Source organism: Nocardia seriolae NBRC 15557 (assembly GCF_007990715.1).
Taxonomy (GTDB): domain Bacteria; phylum Actinomycetota; class Actinomycetes; order Mycobacteriales; family Mycobacteriaceae; genus Nocardia; species Nocardia seriolae.
Map to the genome: position 1 here is coordinate 1 of NZ_BJWY01000046.1, position 15074 is coordinate 15074.

General features: G+C 69.7%; 19 protein-coding genes. 6 read left to right on the forward strand and 13 right to left on the reverse strand.

What is annotated here, in order from left to right:
* Window positions 1–441, forward strand: a 441-nt coding sequence (locus tag NS2_RS16110; protein WP_222594873.1) for a DUF1801 domain-containing protein, incomplete at its 5' end; no start/stop codon positions are given.
* Window positions 442–451: 10 nt separating this feature from the next.
* Here NS2_RS16110 and NS2_RS16115 read toward each other — a convergent pair.
* The 4 genes from NS2_RS16115 to bioB all read right to left on the reverse strand — a co-directional run bounded on the left by NS2_RS16115 (window position 452) and on the right by bioB (window position 2712).
* Entirely contained in the window at window positions 452–622 is a 171-nt protein-coding gene (locus tag NS2_RS16115) for a hypothetical protein (protein WP_261772285.1), read from the reverse strand.
* Window positions 623–708: 86 nt separating this feature from the next.
* Complete coding sequence (locus tag NS2_RS16120) at window positions 709–1422, reverse strand: DUF2567 domain-containing protein (RefSeq protein ID WP_052087129.1); 714 nt, start codon at window positions 1420–1422, stop codon at window positions 709–711.
* Window positions 1422–1637 (reverse strand): biotin synthase auxiliary protein BsaP, encoded by a 216-nt coding sequence (gene bsaP, locus NS2_RS16125; protein ID WP_033088492.1) that lies wholly within the window; start codon window positions 1635–1637, stop codon window positions 1422–1424. Before bsaP ends, NS2_RS16120 begins: the two co-directional genes overlap by 1 nt.
* Before the next feature lie 61 nt (window positions 1638–1698).
* On the reverse strand, window positions 1699–2712 hold the full coding sequence (bioB, locus tag NS2_RS16130; protein WP_033088479.1) for a biotin synthase BioB: 1014 nt from the start codon (window positions 2710–2712) through the stop codon (window positions 1699–1701).
* Window positions 2713–2824: 112 nt separating this feature from the next.
* Here bioB and NS2_RS16135 point away from each other — a divergent pair, with 112 nt between their 5' ends.
* The 4 genes from NS2_RS16135 (at window position 2825) to NS2_RS16150 (ending at window position 6503) form a co-directional block, all read left to right on the forward strand.
* Entirely contained in the window at window positions 2825–3409 is a 585-nt protein-coding gene (locus NS2_RS16135; RefSeq protein ID WP_033088478.1) for a TetR/AcrR family transcriptional regulator C-terminal domain-containing protein, read from the forward strand.
* A gap of 159 nt (window positions 3410–3568) precedes the next feature.
* The gene (locus NS2_RS16140) at window positions 3569–4600 is read left to right on the forward strand and encodes a FecCD family ABC transporter permease (protein ID WP_033088477.1); all 1032 of its coding nucleotides are present in this window, start codon (window positions 3569–3571) and stop codon (window positions 4598–4600) included.
* Complete coding sequence (locus NS2_RS16145) at window positions 4597–5424, forward strand: ABC transporter ATP-binding protein (RefSeq protein WP_228102727.1); 828 nt, start codon at window positions 4597–4599, stop codon at window positions 5422–5424. The genes NS2_RS16140 and NS2_RS16145 overlap by 4 nt, the downstream gene beginning before the upstream one ends.
* A gap of 77 nt (window positions 5425–5501) precedes the next feature.
* Complete coding sequence (locus tag NS2_RS16150; protein ID WP_033088476.1) at window positions 5502–6503, forward strand: ABC transporter substrate-binding protein; 1002 nt, start codon at window positions 5502–5504, stop codon at window positions 6501–6503.
* Between the two features lie 14 nt (window positions 6504–6517).
* On the opposite strand, the gene NS2_RS16155 is transcribed toward NS2_RS16150, so the two are convergent.
* The 9 genes from NS2_RS16155 to NS2_RS16190 form a co-directional block, all read right to left on the reverse strand.
* Complete coding sequence (locus NS2_RS16155; RefSeq protein ID WP_033088475.1) at window positions 6518–7672, reverse strand: lipase family alpha/beta hydrolase; 1155 nt, start codon at window positions 7670–7672, stop codon at window positions 6518–6520.
* A gap of 93 nt (window positions 7673–7765) precedes the next feature.
* Window positions 7766–8233, reverse strand: a complete 468-nt coding sequence (locus NS2_RS16160) for an SRPBCC family protein (RefSeq protein ID WP_033088474.1) — start codon at window positions 8231–8233, stop codon at window positions 7766–7768.
* Between the two features lie 41 nt (window positions 8234–8274).
* On the reverse strand, window positions 8275–9513 hold the full coding sequence (locus NS2_RS16165) for a sensor histidine kinase (RefSeq protein ID WP_033088473.1): 1239 nt from the start codon (window positions 9511–9513) through the stop codon (window positions 8275–8277).
* Window positions 9510–10178, reverse strand: a complete 669-nt coding sequence (locus NS2_RS16170) for a response regulator transcription factor (RefSeq protein WP_155239358.1) — start codon at window positions 10176–10178, stop codon at window positions 9510–9512. Before NS2_RS16170 ends, NS2_RS16165 begins: the two co-directional genes overlap by 4 nt.
* A gap of 17 nt (window positions 10179–10195) precedes the next feature.
* Window positions 10196–10999, reverse strand: coding sequence for a DUF1501 domain-containing protein (locus NS2_RS16175; protein ID WP_228102907.1), 804 nt, complete (start codon window positions 10997–10999; stop codon window positions 10196–10198).
* Window positions 10983–11453, reverse strand: coding sequence for a DUF1501 domain-containing protein (locus NS2_RS37515; RefSeq protein WP_033088472.1), 471 nt, complete (start codon window positions 11451–11453; stop codon window positions 10983–10985). The genes NS2_RS16175 and NS2_RS37515 overlap by 17 nt, the downstream gene beginning before the upstream one ends.
* Before the next feature lie 17 nt (window positions 11454–11470).
* Window positions 11471–12688 carry a DUF1800 domain-containing protein gene (locus tag NS2_RS16180; RefSeq protein WP_071343957.1) on the reverse strand — a complete coding sequence of 406 codons (1218 nt, stop codon included), beginning with the start codon at window positions 12686–12688 and terminating at the stop codon, window positions 11471–11473.
* Between the two features lie 25 nt (window positions 12689–12713).
* Window positions 12714–13403, reverse strand: coding sequence for a dethiobiotin synthase (gene bioD / locus NS2_RS16185; protein WP_033088471.1), 690 nt, complete (start codon window positions 13401–13403; stop codon window positions 12714–12716).
* Entirely contained in the window at window positions 13400–14554 is a 1155-nt protein-coding gene (locus tag NS2_RS16190; RefSeq protein ID WP_033088470.1) for an 8-amino-7-oxononanoate synthase, read from the reverse strand. The genes bioD and NS2_RS16190 overlap by 4 nt, the downstream gene beginning before the upstream one ends.
* A 103-nt stretch (window positions 14555–14657) precedes the next feature.
* On the opposite strand from NS2_RS16190, the gene NS2_RS16195 reads away from it, so the two are divergent.
* A complete protein-coding gene (locus NS2_RS16195; protein WP_052086568.1) occupies window positions 14658–14951 on the forward strand; it encodes a hypothetical protein in 294 nt (97 codons plus the stop codon).
* The last annotated feature ends 123 nt before the right edge of the window (window positions 14952–15074 follow it).

Here is a 15074-nt window from a genome sequence, read left to right on the forward strand (position 1 = left end):
TGCGCTCGCAACCCAGCCACCCCCTCTCCCTCATCCAGGCTGCTTTTTTCTTTCCGTCTTTGTCTTTGTCTTTGTCTCTCAGCCCTGGAAGAACTTCCCGATGAGCGCAGGCCTGCGCTCACTGCGCTGCGGGAGCTGTGTCGCGATCAGTTGAGCGGGTTTCGAGAGGTCATGAATTACGGAATGCCTACCTATGAGCGAGACAATGGCGCTGAGATCGCGTTTGCCAGTCAGAAGCAGTACGTCTCGTTTTATCTTATGCGGGGCGATATTCGGGAGGCGTTCGCCGAACGGCTTGCGGGGTATGACATGGGTAAGGCTGTCTGCGATTCCGGAAACCTGAAAATATCGACTTCGCCATGGTGGAGGCTATTCTCGCGGCAACTACGGCCGAATCCGATCCGGTTTGTTGAATTGTCGGGTACGGAATCCCATCGTTGAGCCGCGGCGGTCACCGGTCCTGGGATCGGTTCCGGTGTTTGGTGGTGCGCTTGTAGCGGCGGGCTTTCGGGAGGGGTTGGGCGGCATTGGATCTGCGGATCTCGTGGCGCTGGCGCCAGGCCGTCAGGTCCGGGCGTTCCGCCGCTGCGGGCGCGCCGCGGTCAGCGGGTTCGGTGTTCACGGGGTCCCCCAGGCTGATTCGGTTCGGTGAACGCGAACACGTTAAGGGTAACAACGCCGGGCGGCCAGCGAATATTGCCGACCGGGTCAGCGAGTGGTGTCGGATTCCGGGGCGGGGGCTTCGAAGGGGACCACGGGATCGCGCGGGGTGTAGTGGGTTCCGCCGTTGGAGCCCGGGTACGGGCCGTAACTGATGGCCGAACCGTACTGGGGTGGGGCGACGATGACCGGCTCGGGCCGCGGGCCGCCGAACGGCAGATACTCGCCGGTGCCCAGATCGTCGGAGGTGCTCAGGGCGGTCAGCAGCAGCACGACCACGGCGGCCGCGAGCGGTTGGGCGATGAGCGCGGCCCAACCCTCCACTGCGGGAGCGAATTCCACGATGGTGTGGACCGCCGGATGCTTGGGCCGGGTGTGCAGTTGCGCGGCGACCGCCTCACCGACGATCTTGGTCAGGAACGCTCCGGCCAGCGAGCCGAGCAGGATGCCCGACAACAGGATCGGCCCCCGCACCCGCCGCCAGCGCCACACCGCGGCCGTGGTCACCACGCCGACGACAATGCCGATCAGCACGAAGATGGCGAGGGCGTCGAACCGGTGCATACTCTCCCCGGTCAGCGCGGTACCCCGGTCGGGTTCGACCACCAGCAGCTGCTCGGCCGGCGCCAGCACCGCCCAGACCACCCCGGCCAGCGCGCTCACCGCGGCGAGCGCGGCGACCACCACCGCCGCCGCGCGCACTTCCCGCATCACTACCGCGACGCGTAGTCCGCCCGGCTCGGCGGTGAGTGTGGCTGCCACTAGCGGTGTTCCATGCTGGTGGAATCGAGCACCCCGTGCCGCGAGCACTTGGCCCACCACCCGTCGGGACTGACCTGCACGATCATGCGACGCCCGCACTGTTCGCAGAAGCGCGGCGGCTCCAACCCCAATGCGGCGGCCGCCGGCACCGGATCGTCCAGACCCGGCACCACTCGCTTACCCGTGAACGGGTTGTAGCGCTCCTCGATGTCCACGACCACCTCGAAAGATCCTTCGTGTCTGGGGTTCGATGAGACCAACGATAACCGGCCTGCCTCAGAGGGTTTCGTTGAGCGCCTTGATCGGCATCTTCAACTCGCCGAGCAGATCGATATCCGCCTCGGCCGGACGGCCCAGGGTGGTCAGGTAGTTGCCGACGATGACGGCGTTGATGCCGCCCAGGATGCCCTGCTTGGCGCCCAGGTCGCCGAGGGTGATCTCACGGCCGCCCGCGAAGCGCAGGATGGTGCGCGGCAGGGCCAGGCGGAAGGCGGCGACTGCACGCAGCGCGTCGGCCGCGGGCAGCACCTCGAGGTCGCCGAACGGGGTCCCCGGGCGCGGGTTGAGGAAGTTCAGCGGCACCTCGTCGGGCTCGAGTTCGGCCAGCTGCGCGGCGAATTCGGCGCGCTGCTCCAGGGACTCACCCATGCCGAGGATGCCGCCGGAGCACACCTCCATGCCCGCCTCGCGCACCATGCGCAGGGTGTCCCAGCGCTCGTCGTAGGTGTGGGTGGTGACCACGTTCGGGAAGTGCGAGCGCGCGGTCTCGAGGTTGTGGTTGTAGCGGTGCACGCCCATGGCGGCCAGCTGATCCACCTGTTCCTGGTTCAGCATGCCGAGCGAGCAGGCGACCTGGATGTCGACCTCGTTGCGAATGGCCTCAACGCCCGCGGCGACCTGCGCCATGAGCCGCTCGTCCGGTCCGCGCACCGCGGCCACGATGCAGAATTCGGTCGCGCCGGTCTTGGCGGTCTGCTTGGCGGCCTCGACCAGCGAGGGGATATCCAGCCACGCCGCGCGCACCGGGGACTGGAAAAGGCCGGACTGCGAACAGAAATGGCAGTCCTCCGGGCAGCCGCCGGTCTTGAGCGAGATGATGCCCTCGACCTCGACCTCGGGCCCGCACCACTTCATGCGCACGTCGTGGGCCAGGCCGAGGAGTTCCTCGAGCCGGTCGTCGCCGAGGCGCAGGACCTCGAGGGTCTGGTCCTGGGTCAGGCCGACGCCGCGCTCGAGCACCTGCTCGCGAGCGACGGCAAGGATGTCGGTGGTGACGGCTGCCTGGGTCATGTCCGCGGGAATCCCTTCGTCCGGCCGAGTGTGGCCGAGCAACTTGAACGGTGTTCAGGGTAGGCTAGCAGTCCGGAACGTGAGCCGGAACACGAGAGGGTCGGGTTTTTCAGTGCAACTCCATCGCACGGACGTGGTCGACGGGGCCATCGCCATTCTCGACCAGTACGGACTGGCGGATCTGACCATGCGCCGCCTGGCCACCTCGCTGCACGTCCAGCCGGGCGCGCTGTACTGGCACTTCCCCAACAAGCAGGCCCTGCTCGGCGCGGTCGCGGACCGGATTCTCGCCCCCATGGACGAGCCCGTCACCGCCGACGAATGGGCCGAGCAGATCACCGAATTGGCGCACCGGCTGCGCGAATGCCTGCTCGCCTACCGCGACGGAGCCGAATTGGTCTCCGCCACCTACGCTTCCAGGCTCACCACCAGCAAGGGCCGGGAACGCCTGGCCAGCGCCGCGATTCGCGCGGGCATGACCCGCGAGGAAGCCGACCTGGCCGCCTACACACTGCTCTACTACGTGCTCGGCCAGACCGTCGACGAGCAGTCCCGCATCCAGATGGACTCCATGGGCGCACTGGCGGAGGAACATTCGCCGCTCTACGACACCACCGACGCCACCTCCCGCTTCGACTTCGGCCTGCAACTGTTCGTCAGCGGCATCCGCCACCTACTGGGCACCCGCATCCGCTGAGGTAGAGTTCGGCGCTGTCATTGTCGGTGGGTGCGGGAATCCGGTGTAACTCCGGAACGGTCGCGCCACTGTGAGCAGGGCCTTCGGGCCGTGCGAGTCAGACCTCCCCCGCCGCGCAGAACTCTGGAGAGGCCGCGATTTGCCCGAGGAGCTACCGCGATGAGCCGTGCGCGCACATCGCTGGCCCTGCCCGTCATGGGTCTGTTGCTGCTGGCGGCCATGGTCGTCGCGACCGGCTTCGGCGCGGAGAACATTCCGCTGCGCGATGTCGTCGAGGTACTGCGTCAACGGATCACCGGCGGCACCGCCGCGAACCTCGGACTTGACACCATCGTGTGGCAATTGCGAGTCCCGCGAACGATTCTCGCGGCCATCGTCGGCGCGGGCCTGGCCATCGCCGGGGCGGCCATGCAGACCTTGGTCCGCAACCCGCTCGCCGACCCCTACCTGCTGGGCGTCTCCTCGGGCGCGGGCGTCGGAGCCGCGGCGGTCATCACCTCGGGCCTGTTCGCCGGGGCCGGGATGTGGGCGCTGTCGGCGGGCGCGCTGGCGGGCGCGTTGCTGGCCGCGGCGGCGGTCTTTCTGATCGCGATGGCCCAAGGTGGGCTCACCCCACTGCGTTTGGTCCTGACCGGCACGGTCCTCGGCTCGGCGTTCGCCGCCTTCAGCAGCTACCTGATCTTCCGCAGCAGCGAACCGTCGGCCGCCCAATCGGTCCTGTTCTGGCTCCTCGGCAGCCTCGCGGGCGCGGATTGGACCCGAATCCTCCTGCCCTCCTGCGTAGTAGCCGCCGCCCTCGCCGCCTTGTTGACGGCGGCGAACTGGCTCGACGCCCTGAACCTGGGCCCGGACACCGCCGCCTCCCTCGGAGTCCCGGTGCGCGAGCTACGAATTGCCCTGTTCATCCTGCTGGCGGTACTGGTCGGCATCCTGGTCGCGGTCTCCGGCGGCATCGGCTTCGTCGGTCTGGTGGTCCCCCACGCCGCCCGCCTCCTGATCGGCCCCCGCCACCGCACGCTCCTTCCGGCCAGCGCCCTGTGCGGCGCGACCTTCCTGGTCGTCGCCGACGCCGCCACCCGAATCCTGGTCCGCCCCACCGAAATCCCGGTAGGCGTCCTCACCGGCCTGATCGGAGCCCCCGCCTTCCTGTTCCTCATGGGCCGCCGCACCTACCGCTTCGGTGCCGCGTGATCCACGAGAGCCAGAACCCGAAGCTCGAACCGCATCGCAAGCCGGAGCGAGCGGGCGCAGTGTGCGTCCGGGGGCTGGCGTGCGCAGCCGGGCGACGCACGGTGGTCGAGGGCGTCGACTTCGAGGTTTGGGCAGGCGAGACGATCGGAATCGTCGGGCCGAACGGGGCGGGTAAGACCACGTTGTTGCGCACGATGGCGGGGCTGGTCGCGCCCAGGGCGGGTGAGGTCCTGGTGGATGGGCGTGCGCTGCATCGGGTTTCGCTTCGGGAGCGGGCCCGGCTGGTGAGCCTGGTCGGGCAGGACGAGCAGCCGCCCGCGGATCTGCTCGTCGGTGAGTTGGTGGCGTTGGGACGCACGCCGTATCTGCCGCCGTGGGGCGCAGGCGGGGACGATGAGCGCGCGGCGGTGGATGAGGCGCTGCGGCTGGTGGATCTGGCCGGGTTCGAGGGGCGAGCGGTGCGGCGGCTCTCCGGCGGGGAACGACAGCGGGCGCTGCTGGCCCGGGCGCTCGCACAGCGGACACCGGTATTGCTGCTGGACGAGCCCACCAACCATCTGGATATCACGCATCAACTCGAATTACTGACGCTGGCACGGGAACTGGCGCAGACCGTCGTCATGAGCCTGCACGATCTGGCGCTGGCGGACCGGTACTGCGACCGCGTGCTGGTGGTCGACGGCGGCCGGGCGCATCCGCTCGAACCACCGGAGACGGCGCTGCGCGCCGACGTCCTCGACCGAGTGTTCGGCGTCCGAGCGCACCGCGTCCCGGCCCCGGACTCACCCGGCACCCACCTGATCATCACCGGACGAAAGGCATAGTCATGGCCAAGAGGATTCCCTCACACGAGCGGGCTTGCCACTCGGCGGTATCGGGCAGGTGGCGGTCGGTCGGGGGGATGGCTGTGGTGGTCGGTTTGGTGGGGGTGGTGGCGGCGTGCGGGGTTCCGCAGGCGGCCTCGGGGAATTTGGTGGTGCGGAATTGTGGTGTGGAGCAGAGGTTTCCGGCGCCTGCGCAGCGGATGTTCGTCAATGACGGGAATCTGATCTCGATGGTGCTGGCATTGGGGGCGCAGGAGCAGACGGTTGCGGTGTCCAGCTTGAAGCGGGATGCGGAGACGCTGCGCAAGCACTACGGGGATGTGGTCGACAAGCTGAATTCTGTTGCGCCGGATTATCCTTCGCGGGAGACGGTGCTGGCGCAGCGGCCGGATGTGATGGTGGCGGGGTGGAATTACGGGTACTCGGAGGCTGCGAACCTCACTCCCGATTCACTGCGGGCGAGTGGGGTCGCGCCCTATGTGCTGACCGAGAGTTGCCGCAGGGCCGATGGTGAGCGCGGGGTGGTGGATCCGTGGACGGCATTGCGCACGGATCTCACCGCGCTGGGGGCGATCACCGGCCGCGAGGAGCAGGCGACGCGGGTCACCGGTGATCTGGATCGACGGCTGGCGGCGTTGCAAGCCGCGCCGCAGGGCGGGAAGCAGCCCACGATCTTCGTGTTCGACAGTGCCTCCGACACCGTCATGTCCAGCGGGAAGTTCGGTGCGCCGCAGGCGATTCTGGAGGCCGCGGGAGCGCGCAACGCGCTCGAGGACGTGGCTGACACCTGGACGCAGGTGTCGTGGGAGCGGGTGGCGGCCGCGGATCCGGATGCCATCGTGTTCGTGGACTATCCGCCGCAGAGCTTTCAGCAGAAGGTGGACCTGTTGCGCGGCAAGCCCGGCATCGCGAACCTGCGCGCGGTGACCGAGGGCCGGTTCCTGAACCTGCCGTACGCGCTGTGGACCAGCGGTCCGCTGAACATCGATGCCGCCGAGCAGGTGCGCGCGCAACTGGAGCGCTGGAACCTGGTGCCGCCCTCGGGGATTCGTCCCGCGTTCGACGACGCGGTGCGCTGACCGGCCCCGGCGCGTCAGCGGCCCAGCGACTCCACCGCGGCCTCGTCCTGCCGGATCTGCCGAACGAACGGCACGACCTGGTTCTCGATGACGCCGTTGTACTCGCGCGGCCGCTCGATCGGGTTGGCGTGCCCGGTGGTTCGCGTGGTCACCACCAGCAGCGTCCCGTCCACCCCGCCGACCCGGTCGATCAGCACCCGGTGCGAATAGTCGACGTCCACGATCGGATCGTCGTAGGGGTCGTGCGGCCGGATGAACACGATGGCCGGACGCGGTTTGCCCGCAACGGGTTTGGCGAGCACGCGCAGATCGTCCACCGCGCCGCCCGCCACGATCGCCTTGAACTGGGCCTCGATCAGGCCGTTGCTGGCGGCATCGCCGTTCAGGATCTTGTCGCGCAGTATGTCTTTGACGGCCGTGCGGAACTCCGCGCCGCGGAGCCCGTACCGCCCGCCCACGAAATGCTCGTGGTGCGCGTACATTTCGACGATGAGCCGCAGCAGTCGGCTCTCCCGCGCGCCGGGCACCCACCCCATCCAGCGCAGCATCTCCTCGCCCTGATCACGGCTCTCGGGCCGGACCGCGTTCAGATCCACCGGCGTGCAATCCAGGATCACCGCCCGCACCTTCTCGGTACTGCTCGCGTGCAGGTGCCTGGCGACCTCGAGCGCGATCACCCCGCCCATGCTGTGCCCGGTCAGCACCACATTCGGCGCCTTGGCCGCCGCGGTGACCTTCACGATCAGATTCGCGATGACCTTGGTGTCGATACCGGTCTGGTCGTAGCGCACCGCCCACACCGACCCCAGCTCGGTCAGCGCGGGCAGCGAGCGCGCGGTATCGCTGGCGTCGAGCACGCCGAGCCCAACCAGGTCGAAGACCGCGGTGTCGCTCGCCCGGGGATCCGAGGGCCCCGCGATGGGCAGCACCGCGGGCTCGGTGCGCGCCAGTCTGCCCTGCGCGGGCAGCACGTCCACGGCCAGGTATTCGGCGAAGGCACCCAGGGTGACCAGCGGAATCAGGCTCAGCCGCAACAGCGTCAGCCGGCGGCGGCGTGAACGCCAGCGCACCCACCCGGCGCCGAGCCGGGTGGCGCGCAGGCGTTCACGCCGCCGCCGGTCGTCGTACTCGGCGACACCGGTCGGATTCGGAAAACCCGGCAGCGCCATACCAATCAAGGGTACGAATTTCCGAAGTTTCATCCAGGCTTGTGCTGCTGGACATCTCCTGATACTGCGCCGGTCACCCGGGTATGCCGGCGGTCAGTGTTTACCGGCGTGCTCGGTCAGCTCGGCGAGTTTGGCCAGCGACATGCGGAAGCCGATCTCGTTGTCGCGCGGGGAAAGTCCCGGCGGCAGATTCTCGTGGCGGGCGGTGACCGTGGTGCCGCCGGGGGCGTCGGCGAGGGTGTAGGTGACGGTCATCTCGCCACACAGATCCGGATCCTCGGTCTCGAACTCGACGGTCTGCACCACCTCACGGTCCGGAACGACGCGGGCGAACACCCCGTGGAAGGTGTCGGTGTGCGCGGTCGTCTTACCGGCCTGTCCGGGCACGTCGTAGGTCAGCGAGATGCGGAAGCGACCGCCGACGCGGGGATCGAATTCGTGGACGCGACTGCTCATTCCGTCGGGAACCATCCAGGTCCGGACCGAACGCGCATCCAGCAGCGCCCGGAAGACATTCGACCGCGGGGCACCGACGAACTTCTCGACATTGGTTGAGGGCACCGCGCCACCCTACGCCGCATGTGACGAAGATCACGACAGCTTCACGCGTCGTTCGGCGAGTCCGGCGGCGCTTCCGGCAGCGTGAGCGTGGCCAGGGTGCCGCCCCCGTCCGCGGAAGTCAGTGTCACGGAACCGGAATGCACCTCCGCCACCCACCGCACCAGCGACAGCCCGATGCCGTGATGCCCGCGCGTCCCGACCGCGCCACGCCGGAAGGGGTCGGTGAGTTCGGGATCCACGCCGGGTCCGTGATCGCGCACGGTGACCTGCCCCGCCGCCACCCGCACCTGCACCGGCGTGCCGCCGTGCACCAGCGCATTGTCGATGAGATTGCGCACGGCCAGCGCCAGCAGATCCGGATCCGCCCGCACCGCGGTCGGTTCGGCCACCAGCGCGACCTCGCCGCCGCACTCGGCCACCACGCCCTCCACCAGCTGATCGAGGTGCAGCCGCTGCCGATCCAACTCGCCCACACCGGTTTCGGCGCGGGTGCGGGCCAGCAGCCCGGACACCATGCGCCCCATGCGGTCGGTCAGCGAGCGGGCGTCGGTCACCGCGCGCCGGGCATCGGCCGGATCGCGCAGCGCGGCATCCAGATAGAGCCGCAGGGTGGCCAGCGGCGTCCGCAATTCGTGCGAGGCGTCGGACAGGAAGCGCTCCTGCTGGTCGAGCATGCGCAGCGCCGGGCGCATGCTCGCACCGGAGAGCAGGTGCCCGGCCAGCGCGGCCAGCGCCACCAGGGCCAGCCCGCCACCCCACAGGGCCATGACCAGGCTGCGATGATCGCGTGCGCCGGGCGCGGGATCGCCGCCCACGAAGACGACCGCGCCCACCGCACCGTCGTTGTCCCAGGCCGGGGCGGCCGCCATCCGCACCGGATGGCCCGCGCGATCGTCGAGGGTCTGCCAGGAGCCGTCCTCGGAGTCGGCGACCGCGCGCGCCGTCCTGGTGAGATCTCCGGGCAGTCCGTTCCGCTTGTGTGCGAACAGTTCCTGCCAGCCGCCGCTCGAATCCCGTACCAGCACAGCGACGGCGGTGGGTCCGCCCACCAGATCGTCGTCGCCACGCACGGTTTCGAGATCGATGCCGGTGTCTCCCCAGTACACCTCGCGCACCACGCCGGTCAGCACCCGGTCGACACCGGCGTCGAGGGACTTGTCCCGGGAACGCTCATCGATCGACGCGGCGATGGAGGCGAGCACGATCAGGCACAGCGCGGTCAGGGTGGTGAAGAGTGCGGTCAGCAGCCACCGGGTGCGCCGCAGCCGGAGGCGGCTCACAGCGCGATGGTGAAGCCGACGCCGCGCACGGTTTCGATGAGCGGTGGGTCGCCGAGCTTGCGGCGCAGCTGGGCGACGACCACATCGACGACATTGGAGGCTGGTTCGGCCATCTCGTCCCAGCAGCATTCGATGAGTTCGCTGCGCGAGACCACGGTGCCGGCGCGGGTGGCCAGCAGTTCCAGCACGCCGAATTCCTTGGGGGTCAAGGTGAGCAGCGTGCCCGCGCGGTGCACGCGGCGGCGCGGGCGGTCCACCACCAGGGTGCCGAGCACGGTGCGGGTGGCCGCGGGCAGTTCCTGGCGGCGGCACAGCGCCCGCACCCGGGCGGCGAGTTCGTCCATGGCGAAGGGCTTGACCACGTAGTCGTCGGCGCCCTGGGCGAAACCGTCGAGCCGGTCGGCCAGGGCGTCGCGGGCGGTCAGCATGAGGACCGGGGTGCGCTGTCCGGATTCGCGGTGGGCGCGCACCAGATCCAGTCCGTCGCCGTCGGGCAGGCCGCGGTCGACGACCAGGCAGTCGTAGGCATTGACGGCGATCTTCAGATCGGCGTCGGCATAGTCGCGGGCCAGGTCGACCGCGAATCCGGCGGCCCGCAGTCCCGCCGCGACCTCGTCGCCCAGCTCCTTGTCGTCCTCGCACACGAGTATCCGCACCTGCGTCATTACAACATCCGCACCGGTCATGCGGCCACGACCCCGGGCAGTGGACGCGGCGCACCCGCCAGCACGTCGGTGGCGGGCACGCCGAACCAGCTCTCGGCGATGGTCGCGTAGAACTCGGTCATGGCGACGGTGGCCCGCAGATTGTCGTCGGCGTCGAGGTTGCGCAGCGAGGGCGGCTCGCCGAAGACGCCGGGATTGGTCGGGCCGAGCAGCAGGGCCGTGCCGGCCGCGCCGTGGTCGAGGCCGTCGGAGTCGTTGTCGGGGACGCGGCGGCCGAATTCGCTGTAGGCGGCGATCAGGACGCGGTCGGTCAGGCCGCGGGCGGCGAGGTCGGCACGGAAGGCGGACAGGGAGTCGTCGAGATCCCGCATCAGGTCGGCGTAGCGGGCGGGGTGCTTGGTGTGGGTGTCGAAGTCCGCGCCCATGGGGACGTGCACGATGCGCAGGCCGTGGTTCTCGTCGGCGAGCAGCCGTGCGGCCAAACGCAATTGCACGCCCAGGTCGCTGTCCGGATAGCCGTCGGCGGCGGGCGGAAGCGTCGCGGCGACATCCGAGAATCGCAGTGCAGCAGCGGTTCCCGCGCGCGCGGTGGTGAACGGCGGGGTGTCCGCGCGGTCCGGGTGCGCCATCGCGCGCTGGGCGGCCAGCCACGCGCCGCGGAGGTTCTCGTCCTCGAAAACCGGGAACAGGCCGTCGTTTCCGGAATCCACGGACAGCGTGGTGACGCGTTCGCAGGCCAGCGCCTGCGAGGAACCGGTGCCCAGCGCGACACCCACCGCGGGTGCGGACGGATCGCCGAGGTGATCACACAGGCGTCCCAGGAAACCGGTCTCGGGACGAGAGCGTGCCCTCGGGGTCGCCGGTCTGCCAGCGGTGGAGCATCTCGAACTGCGAGAGGTCGGGCACGGTGGTGCCGACGCCCGGGACCACCGAGACACCGGCCCGCGCCAGCTTCGGCAGGTTCGGGTGCAGGCCGAGCCGGTCGTCGATGGCGTGCACCAGGTCGGCGGCGATGGCGGTGCGGCGGCGCAGGTCCCGGTAGCGGGAGTCCGCGTAGGGCACGGCCATCGACAATCCGTCACTGCCCCCGGCCATTTCGATGACCAGCAGCTTGCGCTTGTCCGGGGCCGCGGCCCGCACCGGCGCGGGCGGGTTCCACAGCCGCGGGCCCGAGGACGTGCCGAGCACCTCGTACGCGGCGATCCCGCTGGCCGCGGCAACCACACCGACACCGAGCCCGGCCCGCAGGACGGTGCGCCGATTCAACGAGTCCATGGGAGATCCTTTCCGAGTCATGCCAGCGTGAATTCCGGCGCGGTGATGGCCAGCGCGAGCAGGGCGCTCGCCAGCTGCCGGGGTTCACGGCGCAGTTCGAACGCCAGATCGCGTGCGGCAGTCCGGGTTCCGGGCGTGGGATCGTAGATCGCGGCCCGCGCGAAGACCGCGGCGACCGGATCGCTCGCCCCCGCGATCTCGGCCAGCACCGGCGCCTCGATCGCCACCGCCGCCCGCGCCACCGCGGTACCCGGTGCGATCCACCGATTCCCCGGCGGCCACCCCGCCACATTCGGCGGATAGAACGGCGACTGCCCGAGCGCCGCCATGGTCTCGAAAGCCTTTGTGACATTGTCGATTCCGCACACCGCCAGCGCCGCGGTCACCCATTCGACCGGAAACCTGGGCCGCGCGTACACCGCCCGCGCGAACGAGGGATCCCGCAGGATCGCCGCCACCAGCGGCCGAATCTCCAACCGCGCTTTGGTGAACACCGCCGCCAATTCGGTCACCCGCTCCTCGGAGGCGACCTGCCCGACCAGGAACCGATGCAGCTTCGCGGCAATGAACCGAGCGCATTCCGGCCGATCACACAGCACATCCACCGCATCCCCGACCGTGGTCACCGACCGCCCCAGCAATTGCACCGCCCGCCGGTTCCCCGCCTCCGGATCGAACCGCACCACCCCTTCGTCATCCACATCCCACCCCGACAACGCCACCGCCGCGGCTTTCACATCCGCCTGCGTGTAGTTCCCCCGCCCGATCGTGAACAACTCCATGAGCTCCCGCCCATGATTCTCATTGGGCGCCTGCGCCACCGACCCGGCCCCATCGAGCCACTGCAACATGGCCCCGTCCACCGTCACCGCCTGCGCCAGCTCCCGGAAATTCCCCAGCGCATGCTTCCGCAACAGCAAATGCTGCTTCCACATCAATTCCCAGGTATCGACCTTGTCGTGGCTGGAGGTGAAATGCCCGTGCCAGAACCACACCAGCTTCTCGTGCACCCCCGCCGCCGGATCCCCCATGGCCTTCAGCCAATGCCCCACCGGCCCGTCCGCCGCAGCATCGGCCTCCTCACCGAAAACCGGCGTGCCGACATCCACCGCCTGCGCGCCCAGCGCCCAGTCGAGCGCACCACTCATCCCCTTTTCGGCGAGCGCCTCCACCCGCCCGGGAAACGGCCCGAATGTGGTGCGCCGCAGCACATGCGCAACCCCCGACTCTTCCATGCCCCCGAGGTTGCCGGACGACCCGTTAGGAATTCGTGAGGTAGGTGGCGGTCCAGGCCGGGTCGAACCAGGTAGGGGCCGCGACGGTGAAGTCGGGACCGGGCCGGGCCCCCGCGCCGCCGGGGATGGCACCGACCAGGTCGATACCGGTGACGGCGGGGAGGTCGGTGCGGTTGCAGTCGGCGGCGAGATCCGGGTCGGCGGGCCAGGATCCGATGACCAGGCCCGCGCATTCGACACCCGCGGCCACCAGTGCTCGGGTGGTGAGTTCGGTGTGGTTGAGGGTGCCCAGACCGGCCGCGGTGACCAGCACGACGGAGGCACCGAGCTTCTGGGCCAGGTCCAGGAGGGTGAATTCGCCGATTCGGACCAGCAGGCCGCCCGCGCCCTCGACCAGGACCAGGTCGGTGTCCGAGCAGGATTCGATTCCGGCCACCGTTTCGGCCAAGGTCAGCAGCGGCTGTCCGCAGCGGCGGGCGGCGGTGTCGGGGGCCAGGGGGTCGGGGTAGCGGGCCAGTTCGAGGGTGCGGGTGACGCCGCTCAGGCGGGTGATTTCGGCCAGGTCGCCGGGTTCGCCGGGGGCGACACCGGTTTGGGCGGGTTTGCAGACCGCGACCTCGAGACCGGCGGCGCGGGCGATGGCGGCCAGGGCCGCGGTGGCGACGGTCTTGCCGACGTCGGTGGAGGTGCCGGTGACGAACAGCAGGCGGGTCATGCCGAGACGACCTCCCGGGCACGGGCTTCGGCGAGGACCTCACCGAGAATGGTTGCGATGGTGGCGAGTTCGGCCTCGGTGAGGTCGGCTCGGGCGGTGAGGCGCAGGCGGGAGGTGCCCTCGGGGACCGAGGGCGGGCGGAAGCAGCCGACGGACAGGCCGCGGGCGATGCAGGCCTGGGCGGCGTCGTAGGCGACCTGGGCCTCGCCCAGGATCACCGAGACCACGGCCGAATCGGGTTGCGGGACACCGGCGATCCGGGCCAGGTCGGCGGCGCGGTCGAGGACGCGCTGGGCCATGCCGGGGTCACTGCGGAGCAGCGCCAGGGCCGCGCGGGCCGCACCGACGGCACCGGGAGCCAAGCCGGTGTCGAAGATGAAGGTGCGGGCGGCGTCGATGAGGTGGGCGCGGACCCGCTCGCTGGCCAGGACGACACCCCCCTGGGCGGCAAAGGCTTTGGAGAGGGTGGCGGTGATGATCAGGTCGGGTTCACCGGCCAGGCCGCACTCGTGGACCAGGCCGCGGCCGCCCTCGCCGCGCACGCCCAGGCCGTGCGCCTCGTCCACGATGAGGACCGCGCCGTTCGCACGGGTGACCCGGTGCAGTTCGGTCAGGGGCGCGAGATCGCCGTCGGCGCTGAACACCGAATCGGTCAGCACCAGCGCGCGTTCCTCGCTGCGACCGCTCAGCAGGCGGTCCACCGCCGCGGGATCGCGGTGCGGGGCGATCTCCACCCGGGCCCGGGACAACCGGCAGGCATCGACCAGCGACGCGTGCGAGCCCGCGTCCGAAACCACCAGCGCCCCACGACCCGCCAGCGCGGTGACCGCGCCCAGGTTCGCGGCGTAGCCGGAGGCGAACACCAATCCGGCCTCGGCGCCGACGAATTCGGCGAGTTCGGTCTCGAGCTGCTCGTGCTCGGCGGTGGTCCCGGTGACCAGGCGCGAACCGGTCGCACCGGCGCCCCAGTACCGGACCGAGGCGACGGCCCCCTCGATCACCTCGGGGTGGCGCACCAGCCCGAGGTAGTCGTTGGAGGCCAGGTCGACGGTCATGTCATCGGAGGTGCGCGGGCGCAGCGCCCGGCGCAGCCCGGCGTCCACGCGCTCGGCCGCGCGTGCGTCGAGCCAGCTCAAGGGATCGGCAGTCACAGCTCGGAAGCATACTTGAACGCCGTTCAGGAGACCATGGGTGTCGGTGCGCGAGGTTATGCTTGGGTCGTAAGGAGGCTGCGCGATGCCACGATGGGCAATAGTGGTCGAGCAGACGACCGGCTTCGGCGACAGCAAAACCTGGAGTCCGAAGATCCTCACGGAGGTGGTGGGAACCCGCGAACAAGCCCTCGCGAAGGTCCCGGCCCTCGTCTCGAAATTCATCCCCGATCATCCGAAGTTGATCAGCCGCCGCACCATCCTCCGCGACGGCGACACCTTCATGCTGATCGCCCGCGGCTGGTCCGACGACTACCACTGCGTCTTCAGAGTCTGGGAAGTCCTGTCGGACAGCGAAAATCCGGACAAAGCACGCGAAAAACGTGCTAGTCGCTGAGCTGCGTGCCGCCGGCGCCAGCAGCAAATCCGCAGATAAGCTGCTGAAAACCAGGTGAGGCACAGCGACTCAGGGGGTTCTCGGCGTTGACATCGCAGGACACCGGGTCACAGGGGCGATGGA